The 23,232-nt window shown below is 66.5% G+C and carries 23 protein-coding genes and 1 tRNA gene; 10 read left to right on the plus strand and 14 right to left on the minus strand.

All coding sequences use genetic code 11. The features are described 5' to 3' along the window. Positions 1-51: 51 nt before the first annotated feature. From ABIC35_RS14995 to cpdR, 3 genes are all read right to left on the minus strand, one after another. Positions 52-876: a site-specific integrase gene (locus ABIC35_RS14995; RefSeq protein ID WP_183049301.1), complete on the minus strand. Its 825-nt coding sequence runs from the start codon at positions 874-876 to the stop codon at positions 52-54. A gap of 298 nt (positions 877-1,174) precedes the next feature. Continuing rightward, positions 1,175-1,249 (minus strand) — tRNA-Val (locus ABIC35_RS15000). Between the two features lie 55 nt (positions 1,250-1,304). Beyond that, positions 1,305-1,679 (minus strand): cell cycle two-component system response regulator CpdR, encoded by a 375-nt coding sequence (gene cpdR, locus ABIC35_RS15005; protein ID WP_066726103.1) that lies wholly within the window; start codon positions 1,677-1,679, stop codon positions 1,305-1,307. Positions 1,680-1,792: 113 nt separating this feature from the next. Between cpdR and ABIC35_RS15010 the strand changes: the two genes are divergently transcribed. Beyond that, positions 1,793-2,638 carry an N-formylglutamate amidohydrolase gene (locus ABIC35_RS15010; RefSeq protein WP_121073740.1) on the plus strand — a complete coding sequence of 282 codons (846 nt, stop codon included), beginning with the start codon at positions 1,793-1,795 and terminating at the stop codon, positions 2,636-2,638. 356 nt (positions 2,639-2,994) lie between these two features. Here the strand turns inward: ABIC35_RS15010 and ABIC35_RS15015 are convergent, their stop codons facing one another. Further along, positions 2,995-3,768 carry a SapC family protein gene (locus ABIC35_RS15015; protein ID WP_121073737.1) on the minus strand — a complete coding sequence of 258 codons (774 nt, stop codon included), beginning with the start codon at positions 3,766-3,768 and terminating at the stop codon, positions 2,995-2,997. Positions 3,769-3,821: 53 nt separating this feature from the next. Then, positions 3,822-5,270 carry an FAD-binding oxidoreductase gene (locus ABIC35_RS15020; RefSeq protein WP_121079119.1) on the minus strand — a complete coding sequence of 483 codons (1,449 nt, stop codon included), beginning with the start codon at positions 5,268-5,270 and terminating at the stop codon, positions 3,822-3,824. Between the two features lie 78 nt (positions 5,271-5,348). On the opposite strand from ABIC35_RS15020, the gene ABIC35_RS15025 reads away from it, so the two are divergent. The 3 genes from ABIC35_RS15025 (at position 5,349) to ABIC35_RS15035 (ending at position 8,033) form a co-directional block, all read left to right on the plus strand. Next, complete coding sequence (locus ABIC35_RS15025) at positions 5,349-5,798, plus strand: hypothetical protein (protein ID WP_121073734.1); 450 nt, start codon at positions 5,349-5,351, stop codon at positions 5,796-5,798. A gap of 82 nt (positions 5,799-5,880) precedes the next feature. Next, complete coding sequence (locus ABIC35_RS15030) at positions 5,881-7,353, plus strand: DEAD/DEAH box helicase (RefSeq protein ID WP_121073731.1); 1,473 nt, start codon at positions 5,881-5,883, stop codon at positions 7,351-7,353. 338 nt (positions 7,354-7,691) lie between these two features. Further along, positions 7,692-8,033, plus strand: coding sequence for a hypothetical protein (locus ABIC35_RS15035; RefSeq protein WP_121073728.1), 342 nt, complete (start codon positions 7,692-7,694; stop codon positions 8,031-8,033). 28 nt (positions 8,034-8,061) lie between these two features. Here the strand turns inward: ABIC35_RS15035 and ABIC35_RS15040 are convergent, their stop codons facing one another. The 7 genes from ABIC35_RS15040 to ABIC35_RS15070 all read right to left on the minus strand — a co-directional run bounded on the left by ABIC35_RS15040 (position 8,062) and on the right by ABIC35_RS15070 (position 16,857). Further along, positions 8,062-10,617, minus strand: coding sequence for a TonB-dependent receptor (locus tag ABIC35_RS15040; protein WP_121079117.1), 2,556 nt, complete (start codon positions 10,615-10,617; stop codon positions 8,062-8,064). 134 nt (positions 10,618-10,751) lie between these two features. Continuing rightward, complete coding sequence (locus ABIC35_RS15045) at positions 10,752-12,392, minus strand: tetratricopeptide repeat-containing sulfotransferase family protein (RefSeq protein WP_354278503.1); 1,641 nt, start codon at positions 12,390-12,392, stop codon at positions 10,752-10,754. A 46-nt stretch (positions 12,393-12,438) separates the two neighbouring features. Further along, on the minus strand, positions 12,439-13,077 hold the full coding sequence (locus tag ABIC35_RS15050; protein WP_121073725.1) for a glutathione S-transferase family protein: 639 nt from the start codon (positions 13,075-13,077) through the stop codon (positions 12,439-12,441). 78 nt (positions 13,078-13,155) lie between these two features. Further along, positions 13,156-14,019: a dienelactone hydrolase family protein gene (locus ABIC35_RS15055; RefSeq protein WP_121073722.1), complete on the minus strand. Its 864-nt coding sequence runs from the start codon at positions 14,017-14,019 to the stop codon at positions 13,156-13,158. 140 nt (positions 14,020-14,159) lie between these two features. Next, positions 14,160-14,813: a DUF1013 domain-containing protein gene (locus ABIC35_RS15060; protein WP_121079113.1), complete on the minus strand. Its 654-nt coding sequence runs from the start codon at positions 14,811-14,813 to the stop codon at positions 14,160-14,162. 119 nt (positions 14,814-14,932) lie between these two features. After that, on the minus strand, positions 14,933-15,955 hold the full coding sequence (locus ABIC35_RS15065) for a glycosyltransferase family 4 protein (protein ID WP_121079112.1): 1,023 nt from the start codon (positions 15,953-15,955) through the stop codon (positions 14,933-14,935). Between the two features lie 23 nt (positions 15,956-15,978). Next, positions 15,979-16,857: a UDP-2,3-diacylglucosamine diphosphatase gene (locus ABIC35_RS15070; protein ID WP_121073719.1), complete on the minus strand. Its 879-nt coding sequence runs from the start codon at positions 16,855-16,857 to the stop codon at positions 15,979-15,981. 231 nt (positions 16,858-17,088) lie between these two features. Between ABIC35_RS15070 and ABIC35_RS15075 the strand changes: the two genes are divergently transcribed. Both ABIC35_RS15075 and ABIC35_RS15080 read left to right on the plus strand, forming a co-directional pair. Continuing rightward, positions 17,089-17,472, plus strand: a complete 384-nt coding sequence (locus ABIC35_RS15075) for a hypothetical protein (RefSeq protein WP_147425821.1) — start codon at positions 17,089-17,091, stop codon at positions 17,470-17,472. A 20-nt stretch (positions 17,473-17,492) separates the two neighbouring features. Continuing rightward, positions 17,493-17,915: a hypothetical protein gene (locus ABIC35_RS15080; RefSeq protein WP_121073713.1), complete on the plus strand. Its 423-nt coding sequence runs from the start codon at positions 17,493-17,495 to the stop codon at positions 17,913-17,915. On the opposite strand, the gene ABIC35_RS15085 is transcribed toward ABIC35_RS15080, so the two are convergent. Continuing rightward, complete coding sequence (locus ABIC35_RS15085) at positions 17,916-18,926, minus strand: NAD(P)H-quinone oxidoreductase (RefSeq protein WP_183049300.1); 1,011 nt, start codon at positions 18,924-18,926, stop codon at positions 17,916-17,918. It lies immediately after the preceding gene. A gap of 79 nt (positions 18,927-19,005) precedes the next feature. On the opposite strand from ABIC35_RS15085, the gene ABIC35_RS15090 reads away from it, so the two are divergent. The 4 genes from ABIC35_RS15090 to ABIC35_RS15105 all read left to right on the plus strand — a co-directional run bounded on the left by ABIC35_RS15090 (position 19,006) and on the right by ABIC35_RS15105 (position 22,889). After that, complete coding sequence (locus ABIC35_RS15090; RefSeq protein WP_121073710.1) at positions 19,006-19,203, plus strand: DUF1192 domain-containing protein; 198 nt, start codon at positions 19,006-19,008, stop codon at positions 19,201-19,203. Positions 19,204-19,341: 138 nt separating this feature from the next. Continuing rightward, positions 19,342-21,663: an ATP-dependent Clp protease ATP-binding subunit ClpA gene (gene clpA, locus ABIC35_RS15095; protein WP_121073707.1), complete on the plus strand. Its 2,322-nt coding sequence runs from the start codon at positions 19,342-19,344 to the stop codon at positions 21,661-21,663. Positions 21,664-21,795: 132 nt separating this feature from the next. Further along, positions 21,796-22,275, plus strand: coding sequence for a nuclear transport factor 2 family protein (locus ABIC35_RS15100; protein WP_121073704.1), 480 nt, complete (start codon positions 21,796-21,798; stop codon positions 22,273-22,275). Positions 22,276-22,313: 38 nt separating this feature from the next. Next, positions 22,314-22,889, plus strand: a complete 576-nt coding sequence (locus tag ABIC35_RS15105; protein ID WP_220667329.1) for a cysteine hydrolase family protein — start codon at positions 22,314-22,316, stop codon at positions 22,887-22,889. A 31-nt stretch (positions 22,890-22,920) separates the two neighbouring features. Here the strand turns inward: ABIC35_RS15105 and ABIC35_RS15110 are convergent, their stop codons facing one another. After that, positions 22,921-23,175 (minus strand): hypothetical protein, encoded by a 255-nt coding sequence (locus ABIC35_RS15110; RefSeq protein WP_121073701.1) that lies wholly within the window; start codon positions 23,173-23,175, stop codon positions 22,921-22,923. Between the last annotated feature and the right edge of the window lie 57 nt (positions 23,176-23,232).

Here is a 23,232-nt window from a genome sequence, read left to right on the forward strand (position 1 = left end):
GGCGGTTTGAAAGGATGATTGAACAATGTTGCGCGTGAACAGCCCCGAAACTCACATTTCGCGGACTTCCTGTTCCCACGAGCGCCCGGCTAGCTTCCGAGCGAGAGCAGAGGGTTGGATGTGGGTGTAGCGAGCCAGCATCCTCAGGTCCCTGTGACCGGAAATCGCGGCTAGCTCGACGGTGGTCAACCCCATCTCAGCAAACCTTGAAATGGCTTCGTGGCGAAGGTCGTGGAATCTAAGATCGGGCAAGGAAGCTCGATCCCGAACCCGGTTCCAACCGAGTTTTAGCGCCATGGCCGTCATGGGGAACACCCGCCCATCGCGGCGAGGCACACACTTCAAAACAGCTATTGCTGCATCCGTGAGGGGGATGGTTCGAGGATAGCCCGTTTTGGTATGAGGGATGTATGCTGTGCGGGTACGAAAATCGATTGCGGACCATTCGAGTGCCAGCAACTCGCCCCGACGAAGCGCTGTTTCTATGGCGAACAGGATCGCAGGTTGGAGAAGCGCGTTCCGGCTATCCACAAGGGCCTTCCGCAGCCTCTGCAATTCCCCGGCACGTAAACGGCGATCCCTTGCATTGCGAACCGGTATACGACGAACCTGTGCCACAACATTCGTTGTGAGCGGCACATCCCACTCCCGGCGAGCAATATCGATGACGTTGTGAAGCAGGGACAACTCGCGAGCGATGGTTCCCGGCTTCACCGCCTTAGCCCTAGCATCCCTGTAGGCGGCGATAGGAGCCGATGTCAGGTCAACCAGCGCAATTTCGCACACAGGCGCCTTGAGCAACTTGAGAAGCCTCAGGCGCTCGGTTTCGGCGCTCAGCTTGCTGGGGGTGATTTCCGCGAGGTATCGGCGAACCAAGCAGCCGAGTGTTTGCCTTCGAAGCACCCCCTGGTTCGCCGGACAGGCACCTTGATCGATTTGGCTTTCACGCTCTCTAGCCCACCGCTCGGCATCGGCCTTGCTCCGAAAGCTACGCGCTTCGGGCTCGTAACCTTTCCGCCGAATCTGGACGGACCAACGATTCCCTCTTTTTCTAATCGAAGCCAATTTCTTCTCCGTGACAAAAGTGTGTCAGGAGCGCCAAAGACCGGATTCCAGAGAAATCGCTTAGAAAGCAAAAACCCCCGGAAATCCGCAGATTTCCGAGGGTCTTTGATGGTGGGCGCGGCAAGGATTGAACTTGCGACCCCTGCGATGTCAACACAGTGCTCTACCACTGAGCTACGCGCCCGAAACTCGGGAAGCGCGCCTCTAGCGGGGGTCCGCCCCCCGCGCAAGCGCTAATTTCAATTCAGCCCCACATTCTCCGATTCGAACATCCGGTCGACCTCCAGCACCAGGTCGCGCAGGTGGAACGGCTTGGAGAGCACGCGCGCCTGCGGCACCTGCTTGCCCGCCCGCAGCGTGACCGCGGCGAAGCCGGTGATGAACATCACCCGCATCTCCGGCGCGATCTCGGCGGCGCGCTGGGCGAGTTCGATCCCGTCCATCTCAGGCATCACGATGTCGGTGAGCAGCAGGTCGAATCGCTCGGTCTCGAGCAGCGGCACCGCCGCCGTGCCGCGATCGACGGCGCTGACCGCATAGCCCGAGCGCTCCAGCGCGCGGGTGAGGTATTCGCGCATCACGCGGTCGTCCTCGGCCAGCAGAATCCGGATCATCTTCACCCCATAGGTACCAACCGCGTGCTCCTTATGCGGCAAGACCTTAAGATTTTCCAGCCGCCACCACCCTATCATTTGCCCGTACGCGCGTGTCGGCCTAGGCTGCGAGGGTGACTAGCGCCGCCAGCTTCGATCGCCACGGGCCAGCCCTGCCGGAAAGCCCTGTGGTGCTCTCCGCCCCCCATGGCGGGCGCGACTATCCGGAGTCGCTGCTCGCCGCGCTGCGCGTCGCCCCCAGCGTGCTGCGCGCGCTGGAGGACCGGCATGTCGATTCGCTGGCCCTGAACGCGCGGCGCGACGAGACCCTGTTCGTCGCCACCCGCGCCCGCGCCTGGATCGATCTCAATCGCGCCGAGCACGAGCGCGACCCCCAGATCGACGAGGGCGCGCATCTGCTCGGCCGACCACTTTCGTCCAAGGTGCGCAGCGGGCTGGGGCTGGTGCCGCGGCGGGTGGGCACGCTCGGCCAGCTCTGGCGCGGGCGCTTCGCTGCCGAGGACGTGACGGCGCGCATCCATGCCGACCACCGCCCCTATCATCTCGCGCTCGGCGAGGCGCTGGCGGCGGCGCGGGCGCGGTTCGGCATCGCGCTGCTGCTCGACATCCACTCGATGCCGCCGCTGGGGTCGCCCGAAAGCGCGCCGCGGCTGGTGATCGGCGACCGCTTCGGCCGCGCCGCCGCCGCACGCTTTGGGGCCCGCGTGGAGGCGGTAGCCCGCCAGCACGGCATCGCGGTCGCGGCCAACACCCCCTATGCCGGCGGCCATATCCTCGAACGGCACGGCGATCCCCGCCGCGGCGTCCATGCGCTGCAGCTCGAAATCGATCGGTCGCTCTATCTGGATGCGGCGCTGGACGCACTCGGCCAGGGCGCCGCAGCGGTGACGGCGCTGCTGCGCGCGATCATCGACGCGCTGGCCGACGAGACCCTGCCCGGCGCGCTCGCCGCCGAGTGAACCGCCCATAAAAAAACCACCCCGTGGTTACCCACGAGGTGGCCAAGGTTCAGGGAGGAGACACGCCCGAGGGCGCGTCGCACGGCATCGCGAAAGGGGGGACACGAGCCGTACCTACAAGATATAGAGCGCAGGCGACCGAGTTCAAGGCAACTCATCGCAGAAGTTCTTCGATTGAACGGCGGGGTGTTTTTTGGGGGCCGCGAGGGCCGGAGATGCCACATGGATTGGGCATCTAAGCCCCTCCTCCTTGGAGGAGGGGTTGGGGGTGGAGGGATTCCAGACCAGATGCTGGTCTCGGTGAGACACAGCCCCCACCCCAACCCCTCCCCTGAAGGGGAGGGGCTTAAACAGTATCAGCCGACCAGCTGGACCTCGGGCTGCCAGCCCGCGCGCATCTGGCGGGCGAACAGCTCGCGCATCTGCGCCAGCGAGAAGAGGTGGGCGTAGATCAGCGGCAGCATGCCGTTCTGGACGATCTTGCGCAGCTGGTCGCCGCGCATCTCGTTCAGCTTGTTCTCGTCGACCATCATGAAGCCGCGATAGATGAAGGGCTGCGCGGCGCCGTCCGGCTGGATCGAGACTTCGCCATCGATCAGCAGGTTCATGTCCTTCAGCTCGCGCATGAACTGGCTGGTGCGGGCACCGGCCGTCTCGAACTGCTCGTTGAACTGCAGGATGTTCTTGGTGACTTCGCTCGGCTCGCCATTCTCGAACAGGGCCTCGCCTTCCTCGAACTTGCCGATCACGTCCGAGGTCGGATCGAAGCACAGCGACAGCTCGTCGCTCTCCGGGCGCAGGCGCGCGAGCAGGAACGGGTAGCGGCGGATATAGGCCGGCACGTAGAAGTTCGGGTCGACCAGCTTGCCTTCGGCATCGAAGAAGGTGTTCACGCCTTCGTTGAGGCCCATCAGCGCCAGCGGCACGGGGTCCTCGCCCACCGAGAAGACGATCGGCATGAAGCGCTGCACCAGCGGGAATTCCTCGACGGTCACCGGCACGGCGTGCTGGTTGGCGAGGAAGGCCGCGCGGTCGGTCGAACGCGTGCGGAAATCGGCATGGACCTGGCTCGAAAGCGGCTCGAGCTGATTGTAGAACAAGGGAAGCGACTGCTGCGGCGCGCTGGCCATGAGGATCTCCTGAGAACTTTTTTCGTCGAAAGGCGTTTCAACCGAGCCGGGGTCTATTTGTTGGCGATGGTCGGCGCAAGCGCGACCAGCTTTCCCGGATTGAGAATCAGCTTCGGATCGAGCGCCGCTTTGATCGCGCGCAGTGCCGCCATCCGTGCCGGCGGCGACAGGCGGGCGAGTTCATCGCGCTTCATCTGCCCGATGCCATGCTCGGCGGAGATCGACCCGCCGGCGGCGACCACCATGTCGTGCACCAGCCGTGTGATGTGCGGCGCCTCTTCGGCATACCAGCGGTCCCGGTCGACGCCCTTGGGCGCGCGGACGTGGAAATGGACATTGCCGTCGCCGAGATGGCCATAGGCGATCGCATGGGTGCCAGGGAAGCGCGCCTCGGCCTCCGCCCCGCCTTCCACCATGAAGCGCGGCATATCCTCGACGGGTACCGAGATATCGTGCTGCACCGCCGGGCCGGCCGAACGCTCGGCCTCGGAGATCGAATGGCGGATGCGCCAGAAGCCCTCGGCCTGCGCTTCGCTCGCGGCGATTACCGCATCCTCGGCCAGCCCCGCCTCGAAGGCCTGGGCCAGCATGCGCTCCAGCACCGTCGCCGGCGCCTCGGCGGCGGGATCGCTGGTCACCGCCTCGATCAGCACGTGCCATCGATGCGTACCGGCCAGCGGCAGCCGCGTTCCCGGCACATGTTCCAGCACCAGCGCGACGGTATCGTCGGGCATGATCTCGAAGCTCTCGACCATGTCGGTCGCCGCCTGCAGCCGGCGCAGCAGGGTGAGCGCCTTGGCCGGGCTCTCCAGGCCGACCCAGGCCACCGCCCGCGCCGCCGCCGCCGGCACTAGCCGCAGCGTCGCGGCGGTGACGATGCCCAGCGTACCCTCGGCGCCGACCAGCAGCTGGTTGAGGTCGTAACCGCGATTGTCCTTCTTCAGCGCCGACAGCCCGTCATGCACCGAACCGTCGGGCAGCACCGCCTCGACGCCCGCGACCAGCGCGCGCATCGTGCCGAAGCGCAGCACCTGCACCCCGCCGGCATTGGTGGAAACCAGGCCGCCGATCGTCGCACTCCCGCGCGCACCCAGATCGAGCGGAAAGCGGCGCCCGGCAGCTTCGGCCGCATCACGGAAGGTGCCGAGGATCACGCCCGCCTCGGCCACGGCCAGATTGGCATCGGCGTCCATCCTGCGAATCCGGTGCATCCGGCGCGTCGAGAGCAGCAGCGCCGATCCGTCCGCCGGCGGAATCGCGCCGCCGACCATGCCGGTATTGCCGCCCTGCGGCACCAGCGCGACGCCGAGATCATTGGCGAGCGCCACCAGCGCGCTGACTTCCTCGGTCGCGCCGGGCGACAGGATCGCGGGCGCCGCGCCGTGATAGCGTCGGCGCCAGTCGGTGAGCCAGGGCGCGATGTCCTGCGGATCGGTGGTGACCGCCTTGGGGCCGAAGCGTTCGGCGGCGAAGGCAGTGATGCGCTGCTGCTCGGGAGTCATCATGATGGTTGCGCACTAGCATGGCGTGCGGCAGTTCATCCACCGTTCAAGCCGATGCATCTACCGTCCGATCCCACCATGGTGAAACTGCCGATCGTCGCTGCCGGCCTTGCGCTGCTGCTCGCCGCCCCCGCGGCGCGGCCGGCCATGGCCGTCGATGCCGCCTTGGCGCCCTCCTTTCAGCAGCATGTCTCGATCCATGTGCCGCGCATGACGGTGACGACCACGACGATCGTCGTCCGCGAATCCCCGGCGGTGGTGGAGCGGCACGCAAAGAGCTGCGTCGAGGTCGGCCGCATCCAGGGCTTCACGGTCAACGCGGCCGACAGCGTCGACCTGATCCTCGAGGACGGATCGCTGCTCCGCGCCAAGCTCGGCGCCGAATGCCCGGCGTTGGGCTTCTATTCGGGCGCCTATCTGAAGCCGACCAAGGACGCCAAATTCTGCGCGGGACGCGACGCGCTGCGTTCCAGATCGGGTAGAACCTGCCCCGTTCAGGCCTTCAAGAACCTCGTTCGCGCACGCTGAGCTTGACTTTTGCGGCTGAATCCGCAAGCGCCATGCCTTCTGTAAAGGTGCATCGCAACGCGCCCTATTTCCGGACATTTGCATGAGCTTTGCCGACCTCGGCCTTTCTGACGACCTTCTCCGCGCGGTGACCGACGCCGGCTATACCGAGCCGACTCCGATCCAGCGCCAGGCGATCCCGTCGGTGCTGATGGGCAAGGACCTGATCGGCATCGCCCAGACGGGCACCGGCAAGACCGCCGCCTTCGTGCTCCCGATGATCGACGTGCTCGGCGAAGGGCGCACCCGCGCGCTGATGCCGCGCTCGCTGATCCTCGAGCCGACGCGCGAGCTGGCTGCGCAGGTCGCCGAGAATTTCGAGAAATACGGCGTCAACCACAAGCTCTCGATGGCGCTGCTGATCGGCGGCGTGCAGATGGGCGACCAGGTCAAGGCGCTGGAAAAGGGCGTCGACGTCCTCATCGCCACCCCGGGCCGGCTGATGGACCTCTATGGCCGCGGCAAGATCCTGCTCACCGGCTGCAGCCTGCTGGTGATCGACGAGGCGGACCGGATGCTCGACATGGGGTTCATCCCCGACATCGAGGAAATCTGCACCAAGCTGCCCAAGGTGCGCCAGACGCTGCTTTTCTCGGCGACGATGCCGCCGCCGATCAAGAAGCTGGCCGACCGCTTCCTCACCGATCCCAAGACGATCGAAGTGGCGCGCCCCGCCAGCACCAACACCAACATCACCCAGCGCATCGTCCAGGTGCCGGCCACCGCGCATGTGAAGCGCGACGTGCTGCGCCGCCTGCTGCAGCAGGATGAAGTGTCGACCGCGATCATCTTCTGCAACCGCAAGACGACCGTGCGTGACCTGAACAAGAGCCTGAAGAAGCACGGCTTCCGCTCCGCCGAGATCCACGGCGACATGGACCAGTCGGCCCGCATCGCCGAACTCGACCGGTTCAAGAATGGCGACGTCAACATCCTCGTCGCCTCAGACGTCGCGGCGCGCGGCATCGACGTGAAGGGCGTGAGCCACGTCTTCAACTTCGATGCACCCTGGCACCCGGACGATTATGTCCACCGCATCGGCCGCACCGGCCGCGGCGGCGCCACCGGCATTGCCTATACGCTGGTAACGCCCGAGGATGCCGAGAACATCGTCGAGATCGAGAAGCTGACCGGCCACAAGATCGAGCGCGTGCCCAGCCCGGTCGCGGTCGACGGCGCCGAGGACGCACCGGCGCCCAAGCGCACCCGCGGCGGCAAGCGCGACACCAAGAAGGCCGAGCCGCGCCGCGAGGAAGCCGCCGCCGAAGCCCCGGCCAAGCCCAAGTCCCGCCGCGCCGCCGCTGCGCGTGAGGAAGCCCCTGTGGCCGCCGCACCGCGCGAGGAAAAGCGCGCCCGTCCGCAGCATGACGAGCGTCCGGCCCGTGAGGAGCGCCCCGTCCGTGACGAACGCCCGGCCCGCGACGACCGTCGCCGCCGCCGCGACCAGGATGACGGTCCCGACGACGGCTGGAACGGCCCGATCCCCGACTTCCTCAACTACACGATCGACGCCTGAGTCCGGCTCACGCCGGGTTCAAGCCGACAGCTTCCGGCAGCCGGCCGACCTTGCGGAGCAAACTTGCTGCGTCACGGTGCGCTGCGGTATCTTGGCCTTCGCGGATATTGCGACAATCCTGTCGGTAGCCGCAAAGAGGGTTGGGCATCATGCTGGGGCCGCGAGCTGGTGTTCTTGCGTCTGTAATCGGGCTGCTCTTCGCTCTTCCCGCGTCGGCGCAGCCCACACCTCAGACGCTACACGACTCGATCTGTTCGTTACGCGCGCCGGGCCCTCAGGGAGATGATTTCGCGCTTGTCACTTTGCCCGGGCCACATGGTGTCAACGAAACTGGCGTTGTGCTGCTCGTCAACTGTACCGAGCGCGTCATCGTCAGCCTAAAGGACCGACATCGTTCCTACCGGCATGTTCGCGAACAATTGTACGATCCTGACCGCACGGTGCGCTTTCGACACGATCCGCACCTCTACGCTGCGCTGAACTTCAATAAGGAAGTGCACCAGACCAGCTTCGAACATACCATTTATGCCAGCAGCCAGGGCTGGACATGCCTTTGCACCTATAACGATCTCGAGCTCTTCACGGCTGGGGGCCGTGGCGCTCGGGACAGCTACAGCATCACGTTCAGCATCAATATCTGCAAAAACCAGATTCTGGCACTGGTGCCAGTGGCGCATTGAGGCTGCCGAAAAGATCGGCAGCCTTGCGCTAGAACTTCGCCCCCGCGCGCAGGCCGATCGTCCGCGGGGCGATCGGCACGATATAGGTCCGCTGCCCGCACGAGCCGCATTCCTGGAAGCGCGACAGCTGGCCGCGCTCGTCGGCGACGTTGCTGACGAACAGCTCGATGTTGAACCGCTCGAAGTTCACGCCCGCGGCAAGCCCCACGGTGGTGAACGCCGCGAGCCGCCCGAGCTGCTCCGCCGGGCTGACGATCGCGCCCGTCCCCGTCTGGAGGATCGCCGTGCGGATGTCGGACGCAGCCGAGCTCTGGTGTGACACTGTCGCCTGGCCATAGCCCTTCGCGCTTCCCACTGGCACCGTGTAACGTGCGGTGCCGCTCAGCTTGACCTGCGGAGTGATCGGCAAGCGCGTTCCCGTGGGCGCGGAAACCAGATTGTCGGGGCCCGCGCAGGTGAAGCTGGGGTCGTCGAACAGGCACAGGTTCCGGGTCGTCTTGGCGTCGGTATAGCTGCCCGCCGCGGTGAGCGAGAGGCCGCCGCGAGTGAACGCCGCATCCGCCTCCACGCCACGGATCCGCGCATTGGGGCCGTTGTGGATCTCGGTAAAACTGTTCGCGCCGAGGAAGGAGAATTGGAACTTGTTCCAGTCCTGCTGATAGACCGCGGCGTTCAGCCGCAGCGCCCCGTCGAGCCACGTCGTCTTGGCGCCGAGCTCGTAATTGGTGAGGTAATCGGCCTGGTACGGCGCCACGTCCACGCGGCGGTTGATGCCGCCGGGGCGGAAGCCGCGCGAGACGGTGCCGTAAAGCAGGATGCCCTGCATCGGCTTCCAGCTCAGGTTGAAGCGATAGGTCGCCCCCTGCCCCTGCGCGCGCACCGGCACCAGCCCGGCACCGCGCGCATAGACGGCGAGGTTGGTGCACGGCCCGCCCGCTACCGCCGCCGGCAGCAGCGTCGTGCTCGCCCCGGAATCGACGGCGTCGCGCAGGCGGGTCCCGTCGGTGGTGAAGCACTGCGCCACGCCGGTGCGCGAGCTGCCCGCACCGTTATAGGGCGCCGTGCTGAAGCCGTCGGCCGGATTGCGGCCGAAGCCGAAAAAGCCGATCAGCGTGTTGTCGTAGATGAAGGCGCGGCCGCCTGCGGTGGCCGTCAGCGTGTCGGTCAGGTCGTAGCTGACTTCGCCGAACGCGGCATAGTCGCGGTCGACGCGGTGCTGCTGGGTGAGCCACAGCGTCCCCGGATGGCCGTTGACCGACAGGTCGTCGGCCAGGCCGGTCACCTGATAATCCTGGTGGATGTCGTTCGACTGGCGCTGGTAGAACAACCCTGCCACCAGCCGCAGTCGATCGCTCGACGGCGAGGCGACCCGCAACTCCTGGCTCAGCTTCTTGAAGTGATCGGTGGCGACAATCCGCTGGCGCGGGTCGATCGGGTTGCCGGCATTGTCCGAGAAATAGAAATAGCCCGCCAGGCCGCCGACCGAGGAATAGAGCGAGTCATAGGCCTCGGCATAATCGGTATAGTCGCTCGACTGGGTGTCGCGCCGGTCGAGATAGGCGCTGGCATAGGTGAGGTCCCAATTGCCCAGCTTGCCCTCGATCGTCAGCGCCGCCTGGATGAAGCGGTCGCGGCGATATTCGGGGAAGAAATGCTGGACCTGCAGGTCGCCGACCTTGGGATCATAGCCATAGGCGCCGTGGCTGCGGGTCTCCTGGTAGATTGCGGCGGGGGTGACGGTCCAGTTCTCGTCCAGGTCCACCTTCAGCGCGGCGCGGCCGCCCCAGATGTCGGTATCGTTATAGTCCTTCTTCACGAAGGCCTTGTTGTCGACGACCACCCCGCCCTTGGTGGCGGTGCAGGCGGTGCCGGTCGGCTCCGGCAGGAAGCTGCGGCAGCCGGGGACATTGTCGATATAGCCCGCGTCATGCTGGTAGAAGCCGACCAGGCGCAGCGCCGCCATCTCGTTGATCGGCAGGTTCAGCATGCCTTCCAGCTTGCCGCCGACGCCGCCCTTGTTGACCGTGTTCACCTCGCCGTCGACGCGGCCATAGGTGCCCTTGTGGTCGGGCTGGTTGGTGATGATGCGGATCGTGCCCGCTTCCGACGAGGCGCCGTAGAGCGTGCCCTGCGGCCCCGACAGGCTCTCGATCCGGGCGATGTCGTAGACATGGACGTCGAGATTGCCGCCGATCGTGGTGACCGGCTGCTCGTCGAGATAGACGCCGACCGAAGGCAGCGAGCCCGAATGATTGCCGTCGCCCCCCGACGCGACGCCGCGCATATAGACGACGTTGGTGCCCGGCGTGCCGCCCAGTGCCTGGAACGAGACCGAGGGCAGTTGCTGGACGTAATCGGTGAAGTTGCTGACGTTGAGCTCGTCGAGCTTCTGCGTGCTCAGCGCCTGGATGCTGAGGGGGACGTTCTGCAGGCTCTCGCTGCGCTTCTGCGCGGTGACGACGATGTCGGTGGAGTCGGTGGCCGGCGGCGGCGCCTCGGCCTGTTGCTGGGCCAGCGCCGGCGTGGCGGCGAGCATGGTGGAAGCGAGCAGCAGCGAACGGACGACGCACCGATTGAGCGGCATGGAGAACCCCCGATTGTTGCGTTGCAGCGTCTTGCGCAACGATGTTCGGGTCAAGCGGTGCGAACGTGAGGTTACCGTTAGGCGCAAGGATTGTTCAAGCTGTGTGACAATTCAGCAACGAACGGGAAGCATCGTTACGCGGCGGAGAACGCCGGCACGTCGGGGTACGCGGTCAGCACATCGCCCAGCGCGACCTTGAGCGGATCGAGCCAGGGCTCGAACGGCTTCCAGCCTTCGACGCCGTCGCGGAAAATCGGGCGGCGCACCTGCTCGGAGCTGGCGGTGCGTACCGCGCGCTCGGTTTCATAAAAGGCGAGGCAGGCCGGTTCGAAGTCCAGCCCGCAGGCGGCGAGCAGCGCGCGGACCTGCACCTCCGTGTCCTCGACCATCGCCTCGTAGAAGACGCGGTGGACGCGGCCGGGCGCGACCGCATCGACATGCGCCATCAGCCGCACATAATCGGCATAATAGCGGCCCATATCGTCCAGCGCATAGCTGAAGCCCTGGCCGCGGGCGAAATGCTGCTTGAAGTTGGAGAAGCAGCAGCCGAGCGGGTGGCGCCGCGCGTCGATGATCCGCGCGTTGGGCAGCGCGAGCAGGATCAGCGGCACATGCGCCCAGTTATTGGGCAGCTTGTCGATGAAGAAGGGGCGATCGGTCCGGCGCTGGATCCGCGTGCGGCGGAGATAGGCCTCGCCGATCGCGTGGAGCCGGTCGCCGGAGAGGTCCGCCAGACCGGCGGGATAGCCGGCGATCTCGCGCGCGAGCACCGGCAGGTCGGCGAGTTCGGCGGTGCCTTCGACCAGGCTGTGGCTCGACAGGATCTGCTCGACCAGCGTCGATCCGGCGCGCGGCATGCCGAGGATGAAGATCGGGTCGGGCGCCGCACAGCCGTTTTCCGCGCGGGCCGCCAGCAGATCGGGCGTGCAGTGCGCGATGTGCGTGTCGACCAGTCGCGTCGTGTCCTCGGCCGCGTAGCGGAGCGACTGGCGGCGCAGGGCATTGCCGGCGGCGTAATGGGCGAAGGCGGGGGCGGCCTGTCCCCGCTCCTCCAGTGCCTTGCCCAGCGCGAAGTCGAGGTGGAAGCGGTCCTCCTCGGCAAGCTCCCCGCCCGCCAGCGCGGCTTCCATCGCGGCGAGATCGGCATCGTCGAAGCGGACGGTCTTGAGGTTGGCGAGGCTCCACCACGCCTCGCCCAGTGCCGGCAGCAGCGCGATGGCGCGGCGATAGGCGGCGACTGCATCGGCCTGGCGCCCGACCGTCTTGAGCATATGCCCGTAGCTCATCCACACCCGCGGCTGGTTCGGCGCTTGCTCGAGCACGCGTTCGTAGAGGCCGATCGCCGCATCGAAATCGCCGAGGCGCGCGCTCGCCGCCGCCTGGAGATTGGTGTGGGTGGGGTTGTCCGGCTCGTCGGCAAGGACGTGGTCGAGCTCGGCCAGCGCCTCGATCGGTCGGTTGAGCCGATACAGCACCAGCGCGAGGTTGGCGCGCGCCGGGGTGAAGCCGGGCGCCAGTTCCACCGCGCGGCGCAGCAGCGACTCGGCATCGCGATAGCGGCCGATCCGCCCGGCGAGCTCGGCGAACATCCGGATCGCGGCGACGTCGAACGGGTCGTCCTTCAGATGCGCGCGCAGCAGCGGTTCGGCGAGATGCAGTTGGTTGTCGTGCAGCGCCAGCGCCGCCTCGATAAGCCGCGGCGGATAGCGCCCTGCCGTCGCGATCCAGCTGTCCGCTCGCGTTGCCGCCCCCTGTTCGGTGCGCCCGTGCTGCATTCCGTCCCCGCTCACCGCGCAAGCATCGGCGAGCGGGGCGTGCGGATCAAGCGGGTTCGGCGGTCTTTTCGAGCGCGGCCACATCTGCGTCGTCGAGCGCCCAGGCGCGCTTGTAGGCCTCGCGGCTCTGCACGCGTTCGATATAAGCGAGGAACGAGTCGCGCTTGGGCAGCATGCCGAACATCGTCGTCCAGCCGATCTGCGAGCCGAGATAGACGTCCGCTGCGGTGAAGCGGTCACCGGTCGCATAGGGGCGCGACGAGAGCAGCCCGTCGAGCACGTCGACCACCAGGTCATAATTGCCATAGCCAAACATGCGGCTCTTGTCCTCGGCGGACACGAAATTGGCCGCATGATTGGTCGTCGCCTGCTCCACCGGACCCGCCGCGTAGAACAGCCAGCGATAATAGTCGGCGCGCTCTTCCGGCAACGGCGCCAGGCCGGCCCCGGGGAAGGCTTCCGCCAGATAGGCGCAGATCGCCGCGCATTCGGTGACGACCTTGCCGCCATGGACGATGGCCGGCACCTTTCCCATCGGGTTGATCGCCAGATAGGTCTCGCCCTTCATCGTCGAGGCATAGTCGAGCACCTCGACTCGGTAGGTCGCGCCCACCTCCTCCAGCATCCAGCGCGCGATGCGGCCGCGCGATTGCGGGTTGGTGTAGAGAATCAGTTCGTCCGTCATGGCCCCGTACCCCTGTTGCTCCCGACTCGATCGGCCGGGAACAAGAAGGGAACACGAAACCGCCAGCGGGTCAATCGCTCACAGGCTGGCGAGGGTCGCGAGCAGGCGATCCCAAGCGCGGTCGGCCTGGGCTGCATTGTAGACGCGGCTGTCGGGCGGGCACCAGCCGTGCATCGTGCCGGCATAGACCTCGATCTCCGCCGGCACCTTGGCGGCGGTGAAGGCGGTGCGGAGCGCGTCCTTGTCGCCGGGGGCACGCGCATCGTCATTCTGGGCGATGGCGAACAGGTAGCGGCCCTGCAGCTGCGGCGCGAGCTTGTGCGGGCTGTCGGCCGCCTCGGTGACCAGCGGCGCGCCGTGGAAGCTGCCCCCCGCCTTTACCCGCTCCGGCAACGCGGCGGCGGTGCGCACGACGAAAGGACCTCCCATGCAATAGCCGGTGCTGCCCATGCCGCGCTTGATATCCACTTCGGGCTGAGCGTCGAGGAAGGCAGCGAACGTCTTCGCGTCGGCGGTGATCGCGGCGGGGGTGAGCGGTTCGCGCCACGGCATGATCATCGCGCGCACCTCCGGCTGATCGAACGACTGGCCTGCTTTCAGGAACGGCGCCTTGGTCGAGCGGTAGAACTGGTTGACGGTCAGCACCGCATAGCCCGATTGCGCCAGCCGATCGGCCATCTGCCGGAAGGCGGGGCGCAGGCCCATGATGTCCGGCCAGACCAGCACGGCTGGGTGCTTGCCGCTGGTGGGGGCGACGAAATAGGCGTCGGCGGTGCCGTCGGCCGTCGGAATCGTGACGTCGCGGCCTTTCACGGCCGCGGCATTGGCAGGGCTGGGCAGGATCGCGAGCATGCCGGTTGCGGCGGCGGCGGCGGTGAAGCCGCGGCGGGTGAGGCCGCCCAGGACGCGGTCGTTGTCGGCTGCGGTATGTTCGTCACACATGGCGATCCTCCTCCTTGGGGTCCCCGCCCCGCAACGGGTCTACCGCACCCGATCGCGCCCGCAAAGCTGCCCCAAGAAGCAGAACGGGCCCCGGCGCTGGATGCGCCGGGGCCCGCTCATCAACGCCCGGGAAGGCGAAATCAGTGCTTGAACAGGCTCTCTGCCGTGTGCTCGATCGGCGCGGCTTCCTGCGCTTCGGGCACATGGCTTGCGGCATAGCGCTCGGCGCGGAGCTGCTCGATCAGCGCCTCGCGGTCGCCTTCCAGGCGGGTGTCGGTCGGCGCTTCGATGCCGGCAGCCTTGGCGGCCTTGGCGACCAGCGCGTCGAGTTCGCGCTGCGAGCACAGGCCCAGCGTCACCGGGTCCTTCGGCACGATGTTGGCGATGTTCCAGTGGGTACGGTCGCGGATCGCGGCGATGGTGGTGCGGGTGGTGCCGATCAGCTTGCCGATCGCGCCGTCCGACACTTCCGGATGGTGGCGCAGGATCCAGGCGATGCCGTCCGGCTTGTCCTGCCGCTTCGAAACCGGCGTGTAGCGCGGGCCCTTGGTGCGGCGGACCTGCTCGGGGCCCTTCTGCATCTTGAGCACGTAATTGGGGTTCGCCTGCCCCTTCTCGATCTCGTCCATCGTCAGTTCGTGCGCGCGCACCGGATCGCGGCCGGTGAGCTTGGTCGCGGCGGTATCGTCGGCAATCGCCTGCACTTCGAGGATGTGGAGACCGCAGAATTCGGCGATCTGCTCGAACGACAGCGACGTGTTATCGACCAGCCAGGAAGCGGTCGCGTGCGGCATCAGCGGCTGGGCCACGGTGGATCTCCGGAACTTGAAACAATAAGGGCCGCCCATCACGGGCGGCCACACATGGTCTTGATGTAGGGGAGCTTGCCCGCAGGAGCAAGCGTTTCCGCGATTCAGGCGGCCGCCTTCTCGCAGCCGATCGGCACCAGCGCGGTGAGGAACTGCCGCGCGCTCGCCTCCCAGGTGAAGCTGCGGCCATAGACGGCGCAGGCGGCACGGTCGAGCGCCAGCGCCTTGTCGATCGCCGTGCCGAGGTCCTCGTCCATCGCACCGGTCTCCGGCGTCAGCACGTCGACCGGCCCGGTCACCGGATAGGCGGCAACCGGCGTGCCGCAGGCCAGCGCCTCGATCATCACCAGCCCGAAGGTGTCGGTACGGCTCGGGAAAACGAAAACGTCGGCGCTGGCATAAGCGCTCGCCAGGTCGTTGCCGAACTGCGCGCCGAGGAACACGGCGTCCGGGTACTTCGCCTCCAGCATCGCCCGTGCCGGGCCGTCGCCCACCACCACCTTGGTGCCGGACCGATCGACACTGAGGAACGCTTCGAGATTCTTCTCCACCGCCACGCGCCCGACATAGAGCATCACCGGCCCCTGCAGGTCCGCCATGCGCGGATGCGGCGCGATGCCGGGATGGAAGTTGGCGAGGTCGACGCCTCGCCCCCAGTGGCGCACCTGGGGCAGGCCGTGATCGACCAGCGACTGGCGGATCGAGGCGGTCGAGGCGAGGATCGTAGCACTCGGCGTGTGGAACCAGCGGATATAGCGCCAGATCCATTCCGCCGGCACGCCCGATCGCGCCGAGACATAGTCGGGGAACTGGGTGTGATAGGCGGTGGTGAACGGCCGCTTCTGGCGCAGGCACCAGCGCCGCGCGGCGACGCACAGCGGGCCTTCGGTTGCCAGGTGGATCGCGTTGGGGGCGAATTCCTCGAGCATCGCGCCCACCGCCGCCACGCTGGTGATCGCCAGCCGGATTTCCGGATAGGTCGGGCACGGGAGCGAGTAGAATTTGTCGGGCGAGACCACCAGCACCTGGTGGCCCTGCTGCTCGAGCACCCGCCGCACCGATTGGAGCGTGCGGACGACTCCGTTCACCTGGGGCTCCCAGGCGTCGGTCACGATGGCGATACGCACGGCTTCGATCTCCGCCGCTGCCGTCACGCCGCCGCCAGTCTGACCTCGGACTCCGGCTGCGACTCGCGCTCTGCCATCTCGTCGGCCCAGTGGAGAATTTCCATGGAACCGTCGTACTGCTCCACCAGCGCCGTGCAACCCTCTACCCAATCGCCATCGTTATAATATTCGATGCCGTCGATGCCACGGATCTCGGCCTTGTGGATATGCCCTGCGATCACGCCGTCGACCCCGCGCGCGCCGGCTTCGCGCGCGACGATCTCCTCGAACTTGGAGATGAACGACACCGCGTTCTTCACCTTCTGCTTGGCGTATTTGGACAGCGACCAATAGGGCAGGCCCATCCGGCGCCGCACCGCGTTCAGCCAGCGGTTGAGCGTCATCATCATTTCGTACGCAGCGTCGCCCAAATGCGCGAGCCAGCGGTGCGACATCGTAATCGCGTCGAACTCGTCGCCGTGGAGGACCAGCAGGCGACGGCCGTCGGCGGTGGTGTGGATCGCCTGGCGCTTTATCTGCACACCGCCGAAATCGAGCCCGGTGAACTGGCGGAACATCTCGTCATGGTTGCCGGGAATATAGACGATCTCGGTACCGCGCTTCGCCCGCTTGAGCACGCGCCAGACAATGTCGTTGTGGGTCGCCGGCCAGTAGAGGCGCTTCTTCATCGCCCAACCATCGATGATATCGCCCACCAGATACATGATGTCGCTGTCGACATGGTCGAGAAAGTCGATCAGCATTTCGGCATTGCAGCCGCGCGTGCCGAGATGGACGTCGGAGATCCAGATCGCGCGATACTTGCGTCGTTCGCCGATAGGCCGTTCCGGAATCGTAGGGGTCGTCGCGTGGAAGTCCGCGAGACCCGCGACATCAAACGAAAGCCTGGTGATCGTGGCCATGCCCAAGTTCCCGTGCAGCTGCCCTGTACCGGGACTCGCCTATGCCGCGGCATTGTTACAAATCGAATCCTTGGGATTTCACCGTACTGTCATAGTCGGGCCCGCGCGATACGCCGAAGTAACAAACCTGCGGCGCCCCCTCCGTTGTGCCGCCGCCTCTACAATGCTCACGGGGAGAACGAACGCATGCCAATGCAAAAGCTTCGCGGAATCACCTGTGACATCTTGACGATGACCGAGGCAATCCTGCGGGCCGCCGAGCCGCCGATCGACCAGCAGCGCCTCGCCGAACTCCGCAAGAACGTTGCGCTAGCCTATAATCTGTTCTTCGCCGAGCAAGAGCAGGCGCTGCTGCGACCGCTACGCCAGAGCGGCGATGCGGTGCTGATGGCGATCGCCCGCAACTGTGTAGAGCGCGATCTGGAGGGGCGACAGAAGGGGCTGGAGCATTATCAACGCTGGACGCTCTCGCGCATTCTCGAAGACCCAGCCGGTTACCGCGCCGATGTCCGGCAGGTGCTGGCCTGGATCGAGGCGCGCACGCTCTACGCCGAGCAGACCGCCTATCCCGCACTCGCCAGACTCATTTCGTCGCTAAAACGACCAACTGCCTGAAACACCGCTAGAATGGCGTCATGCCATTCCAATCGCTGTTTGCCGCCACCCAGGATCTCACCGACGCCGCCAAGGCGCTTTCCCAGCTAGACCCCCGACCGACCGCCGCCGCGCTCAACGCCGCGCGCGAACGCCTGCTCGACGCGATGCGCGTGCACACCCTCACCAAGGACCGCCTGCTGCTCGCCACGCTGCGCGAAAGCGAGGATTGCGCGCACCAGGCAATGGCGCGCCGAACCACCGAGCAAGACCTGGAATGGCGGCAGCGCACGCTCGATCATTGTGCCGCCTGGACGCTGCGCAAGATCCTCGCCGATCCGCACGGCCACCGCGCCGCCGCGCAGCGCCTGTTGCGGCTGTGCGAGCGCCGCGCCGCGCACCAGGAGCAGCTGCTGCTGCCGATGGCCGAGGAAGCGCTGGAGCAGCGCCCCCTCGCCGCCTGATCAGGCGGGCTCGTCGCCGATCGTCAGCACGATCTTGCCGACATGCTCGCCCGCTTCCATCCGCCGGTGCGCCGCGGGCGCCTCGGCGAGCGGGAAGCTGCGGTCGATGATCGGCTTGAGCTTTCCCTCGGCGACAAGCGGCCAGACATGGCGGCGGAGCTCGTCCGCGAGCAGCGACTTGAACTCCACCGAGCGCGGCCGCAGCGTCGATCCGGTGAGCGTCAGCCGGCGGCGCATCACGTCCCAGACGGGAATCGTCGCGGTCGCCCCGCCCTGCACCGCGATCGAGACGTGGCGGCCGTCCTCGGCGAGGCACTGGAGGTTGCGCGCGACATAGTCGCCGCCGACCATGTCGATCACGATCTGCACGCCCTTGCCGCCGGTGAAGGCCTTCACTTCCTCGACGAAATCCTGCGTCTTGTAGTTGATCGCGAGGTCGGCGCCGAGCTTGCGTGCCGCCGCGCACTTCTCGTCCGATCCGGCGGTAACCAGGATCGTCAGCCCGAACAGCTTGGCGAGCGCGATCGCCATCGTGCCGATGCCGCTGGTGCCACCATGGACCAGCACGCTTTCGCCCGGCTGCGCCCAGCCGCGATCGAACAGGTTAGACCAGACGGTGAACAGCGTCTCGGGCAGCGCCGCCGCCTCGATGAGGCTCAGTCCCTCGGGCACTTCCAGGCACTGGCCGGCCGGGGCAACCGCATATTCGGCATAGGCCCCGCCCGCGATCAGCGCGCAGACCTTTTTGCCGAGCAGCGAGTCGTCGACACCCTGGCCTAGCGCGACCGCCGTGCCGGCGATCTCCATGCCGAGGATGGAGGGCGCACCCGGCGGGGGCGGATATTTCCCCTGTCGCTGCAGCACTTCCGGCCGGTTCACGCCCGCCGCCGCGACTCGCACCAGCACCTCGCCGGCGCCCGGCTTGGGGATCGGTCGTGCCACGGGGACAAGGACTTCGGGGCCGCCCGGCGCATCGGGGTCGATGGCCAGCATCATTTCGGCTGCGATCATTCGGTTCGTCGCTTTTTGGCCTAAGGGGAACTTCGGGGCCTTATTGACATCGACCTCCCCAGGGTCAACGTTTCGTCGCATGGACGCCGACGAAAATCTTCCGCGTCGATCCGACGATCTCGCGGTGCAGCTGGCAAAGCAGGACCTCGACCCCTTTTCGGTGGCCGAACTAGAGGCCCGAATCCAGCTGCTCGAAACCGAGATCGTCCGATGTCGAGAAAAGATTCAACGCGCCGTTCACCATCGTGCAAGCGCTGACGCTCTATTTAAGAGATGAGCGTCAAGGCACCGGAATTCGGGCGATACGCCACGAACCTCCGGTGCGGGGCCGCAGCGCTTGATGCGGGGCCTGCCACTCCCGACATAGGGGAAGACGGGCTCAGCACCCTTTCGGCCCGACTGGAGTTGTATCCGAATGCCTAGTTTCGCCTCCGCTCTCGAAGCCACCCTCCACAAGGCGCTCGAGGCTGCGTCCTCGCGCCGGCACGAATATGCGACGCTCGAGCATCTCCTGCTCGCGCTGATCGACGACGAACATGCCTCGAAGGTCATGGGCGCGTGCGGGGTGGACCTGGGCGAGCTGAAGACCACCGTGGCGCACTATCTCGATACCGAGCTGGAAGCGCTGAAGGTGGACAACGCCACCGACCCCTCCCCCACCAGCGGATTCCAGCGCGTCGTCCAGCGCGCCATCCTGCACGTCCAGTCCTCGGGCCGCGACGAAGTGACCGGGGCCAATGTGCTGGTCGCGCTGTTCAGTGAGCGCGAGAGCTACGCCGTCTATTTCCTGCAGCAGCAGGACATGAGCCGGCTCGATGCCGTGAGCTTCATCAGCCACGGCGTCGGCAAGGGCGGCAATACGCCTACCGAGACCAGCACCCCCAAGGGTGCTGCCGAGGAAGACAAGTCGAACAAGCAGGAGGCGAAGACGGGCAAGGGTGAGAGCGCGCTCAAGCAGTTCACCGTCGACCTCAACGAGAAGGCGAAGATCGGCAAGGTCGATCCGCTGATCGGCCGCGCGTCCGAGGTTGACCGCACCGTCCAGATCCTGTGCCGGCGCAGCAAGAACAACCCGCTCTATGTGGGCGATCCCGGCGTCGGCAAGACCGCCATCGCCGAGGGCCTGGCGCGCAAGATCGTCGAGGGCGAAGTCCCCGACGTGCTCAAGGAAGCGGTGATCTACTCGCTCGACATGGGCGCGCTGCTCGCCGGCACCCGCTATCGCGGCGACTTTGAGGAGCGGCTGAAGCAGGTCGTCTCGGAGCTCGAGAAGCTGCCGCATGCGGTGCTGTTCATCGACGAGATCCACACCGTGATCGGCGCGGGCGCGACCAGCGGCGGCGCGATGGACGCATCGAACCTGCTCAAGCCGGCACTGTCGGGCGGCTCGATCCGCTGCATCGGCTCGACCACCTACAAGGAATTCCGCAACCACTTCGAGAAGGACCGCGCGCTGCTCCGCCGCTTCCAGAAGATCGACGTCAACGAGCCGTCGGTCGAGGATACGGTGAAGATCCTGGCGGGCCTGCGCTCGGCGTTCGAGCAGCACCATTCGGTGAAGTACACCCCCGACGCGATCAAGTCGGCGGTGGAGCTGTCCGCACGCTACATCAACGACCGCAAGCTGCCGGACAAGGCGATCGACGTGATCGACGAAGTCGGCGCGATGCAGATGCTGGTGGCGCCGTCCAAGCGCAAGAAGGTCATCACCCCCAAGGAGATCGAGCAGGTCATCGCGACCATGGCGCGGATCCCGGCCAAGACCGTCTCGTCGGACGACACCCGCGTGCTCGCCAATATCGAGCAGGATCTGAAGCGCGTCGTGTTCGGCCAGGACAAGGCGATCGAGGTTCTCTCCTCGGCGATCAAGCTCAGCCGTGCGGGCCTGCGCGATCCGGACAAGCCGATCGGCAACTATCTGTTCTCGGGCCCAACCGGCGTCGGCAAGACCGAGGTGGCGAAGCAGCTGGCCAACCTGCTCGGCATCCCGCTCCAGCGCTTCGACATGTCCGAATATATGGAGCGCCACTCGGTCAGCCGGCTGATCGGTGCCCCTCCGGGCTATGTCGGCTATGACCAGGGCGGCCTGCTGACCGACGCGGTCGACCAGAACCCGCATTCGGTGCTGCTGCTCGACGAAATCGAGAAGGCGCATCCGGACCTGTTCAACATCCTGCTGCAGGTGATGGACAACGGCAAGCTGACCGATCACCACGGCAAGACCGTCGACTTCCGCAACACCATCCTCATCATGACCACCAATGCCGGCGCGTCGGACATGGCGAAGGAAAGCGTGGGCTTCGGCGACCTCAGCCGCGAGGACGTGCAGGAAGAAGCGGTGAAGAACCTGTTCACCCCCGAATTCCGCAACCGCCTCGATGCGATCGTGCCGTTCGGCTATTTGCCGCCGGAAGTCGTCGCCCGCGTGGTCGACAAGTTCGTGCTCCAGCTCGAGCTGCAGCTCACCGATCGCGGTGTCCACATCCATCTGGACGAGGAAGCCAAGGCGTGGCTCACCAAGCGCGGCTATGACAAGCTGTACGGCGCACGCCCGATGGGCCGCCTGATGCAGGAGAAGATCAAGCAGCCGCTCGCCGAGGAGCTGCTGTTCGGCAAGCTCGTCCATGGCGGCGAAGTGAGCGTGAAGCTGAAGGACAATGCGCTGGCCTTCGAGATCGTGCCGGCCGCACCGAAGAAGCCCAAGAAGGGCAAGAAGGAAGCGCCGGCGGACGTCTGAGCCCTCCCCGCTTCGGGAAACAGCATCGGCCCGGGGGAGCGATCCCCCGGGCCGATTGCGTTGTTGGTGCGCGGAACGACAGGGGCTACGCTTCCGGCACGCGCGCGTCAGGCGCGCGCAGGGGGGAAACGCATGACCGCCATCGCATGGATCGCCGCGCTGCTCGCCGCCGCGGACCCGTCCGCCGCCGATCCGCTGACGGCGGAAATCAGCGCGCTCGATACCAAGGTCTTCGACGCCTATAACCGCTGCGACCTGCCGGCCTTCTCCGGCTACTTCGATCCCAAGGTCGCCTTCTACCACGACAATGGCGGCGCCACCTTCGACCGCGATGCGATGGTCGACGGCGTTCGGAAATATATCTGCGGCAAGGTCCGGCGCGAGCGGATCACCGCCTCGTTCCGCGTCTATCCGATCAAGGCCTATGGCGCGATCGAGGAAGGCGAGCACCGCTTCTGCGAGCTGGCGACGGGCCGCTGCGAGGGCATCGCCAAGTTCGTGATGGTCTGGGCCAAGCAGGACGGTGCGTGGCGGATCACGACCGTGCTCAGCTATGGCCACCGCGCAGCGACGCCCGCGGAGCAGCGCGAGGCGGACGGCAAGACGGAATAGCGGTTGCGGCAATCGGCCGCGTCCGTACAGTTCTGCCCGTGAGCCATGCCATCGACGAAGCGCTGGTCCTGATCGACCTGCAGCGCGCCATGTCCGATCCCGCGCTTCCCCCGCGGAACAATCCGCAGGCGGAAGCGAACGCCGCGAAGCTGCTTGCAGCATGGCGCCGCCGCGGCGGCCCGATCGTCCATGTACGCCACCTCTCACTCGACCCGGCGTCCGGCTTCCGACCGGGACAGCACGGCGCCGAATTTCAGCCCGCCTTCCTTCCGATGGACGGGGAGCACGTCGTGGACAAGCACGTCACGGATGCCTTTGCGGGTTCCGGGCTGGAGCGCTATCTCCACCTTCGCTCGATCACCGGCCTCGTCTTTGTCGGGGTCGCGACCAACTATTCGGTCGAGGCGACGGCGCGTTCGGCCGCCTGCCTCGGGTTCCGCACGACGGTCGTTTCCGATGCCTGCTTCACCTTCGCCCGGCACGATCTTGCCGGCGCACTGCAGTCCGCGGAAGACATCCACCTCGCCTCGCTCAGCAACTTGAACGGCGAATACGCGGCGATCCGCGCGACCGATTCAGTGCTTTCCGGGGTCGCGGAGGCGGTGTCGGCCTGACCGGCGCAGCATCCTCCCCGCCGGAGGGGGATCAGCGCTGCTGCTGGCCCACGCGCCGGGCCACCACGACCGGCCGATCGCAAGCCACATCGCGCACCACCGGGCGATAGGCATTGGCCAATGACTCCTGGGACAGCGGCCGCAACGTGACGGCCCCCGCCGGCTGCGCGTCCACCGATTGGGTGCTGGCGTTCTCGCATCGCGTCGCCGGCGTCACGGCGTCGACGGCGGCAGCTGCGGGTGCATCCTCCGCGGTGATCGACAGCAGCAACAGAATCATCAACATGCCCGGCCTCCCTAGGCGCCCGCCCCCCCCCAGGGCGAATGATGCGCGAGTATAACA

The sequence above is a fragment of the Sphingomonas trueperi genome (genome assembly GCF_040545965.1).
In the GTDB taxonomy this organism is placed as follows: domain Bacteria; phylum Pseudomonadota; class Alphaproteobacteria; order Sphingomonadales; family Sphingomonadaceae; genus Sphingomonas; species Sphingomonas trueperi_C.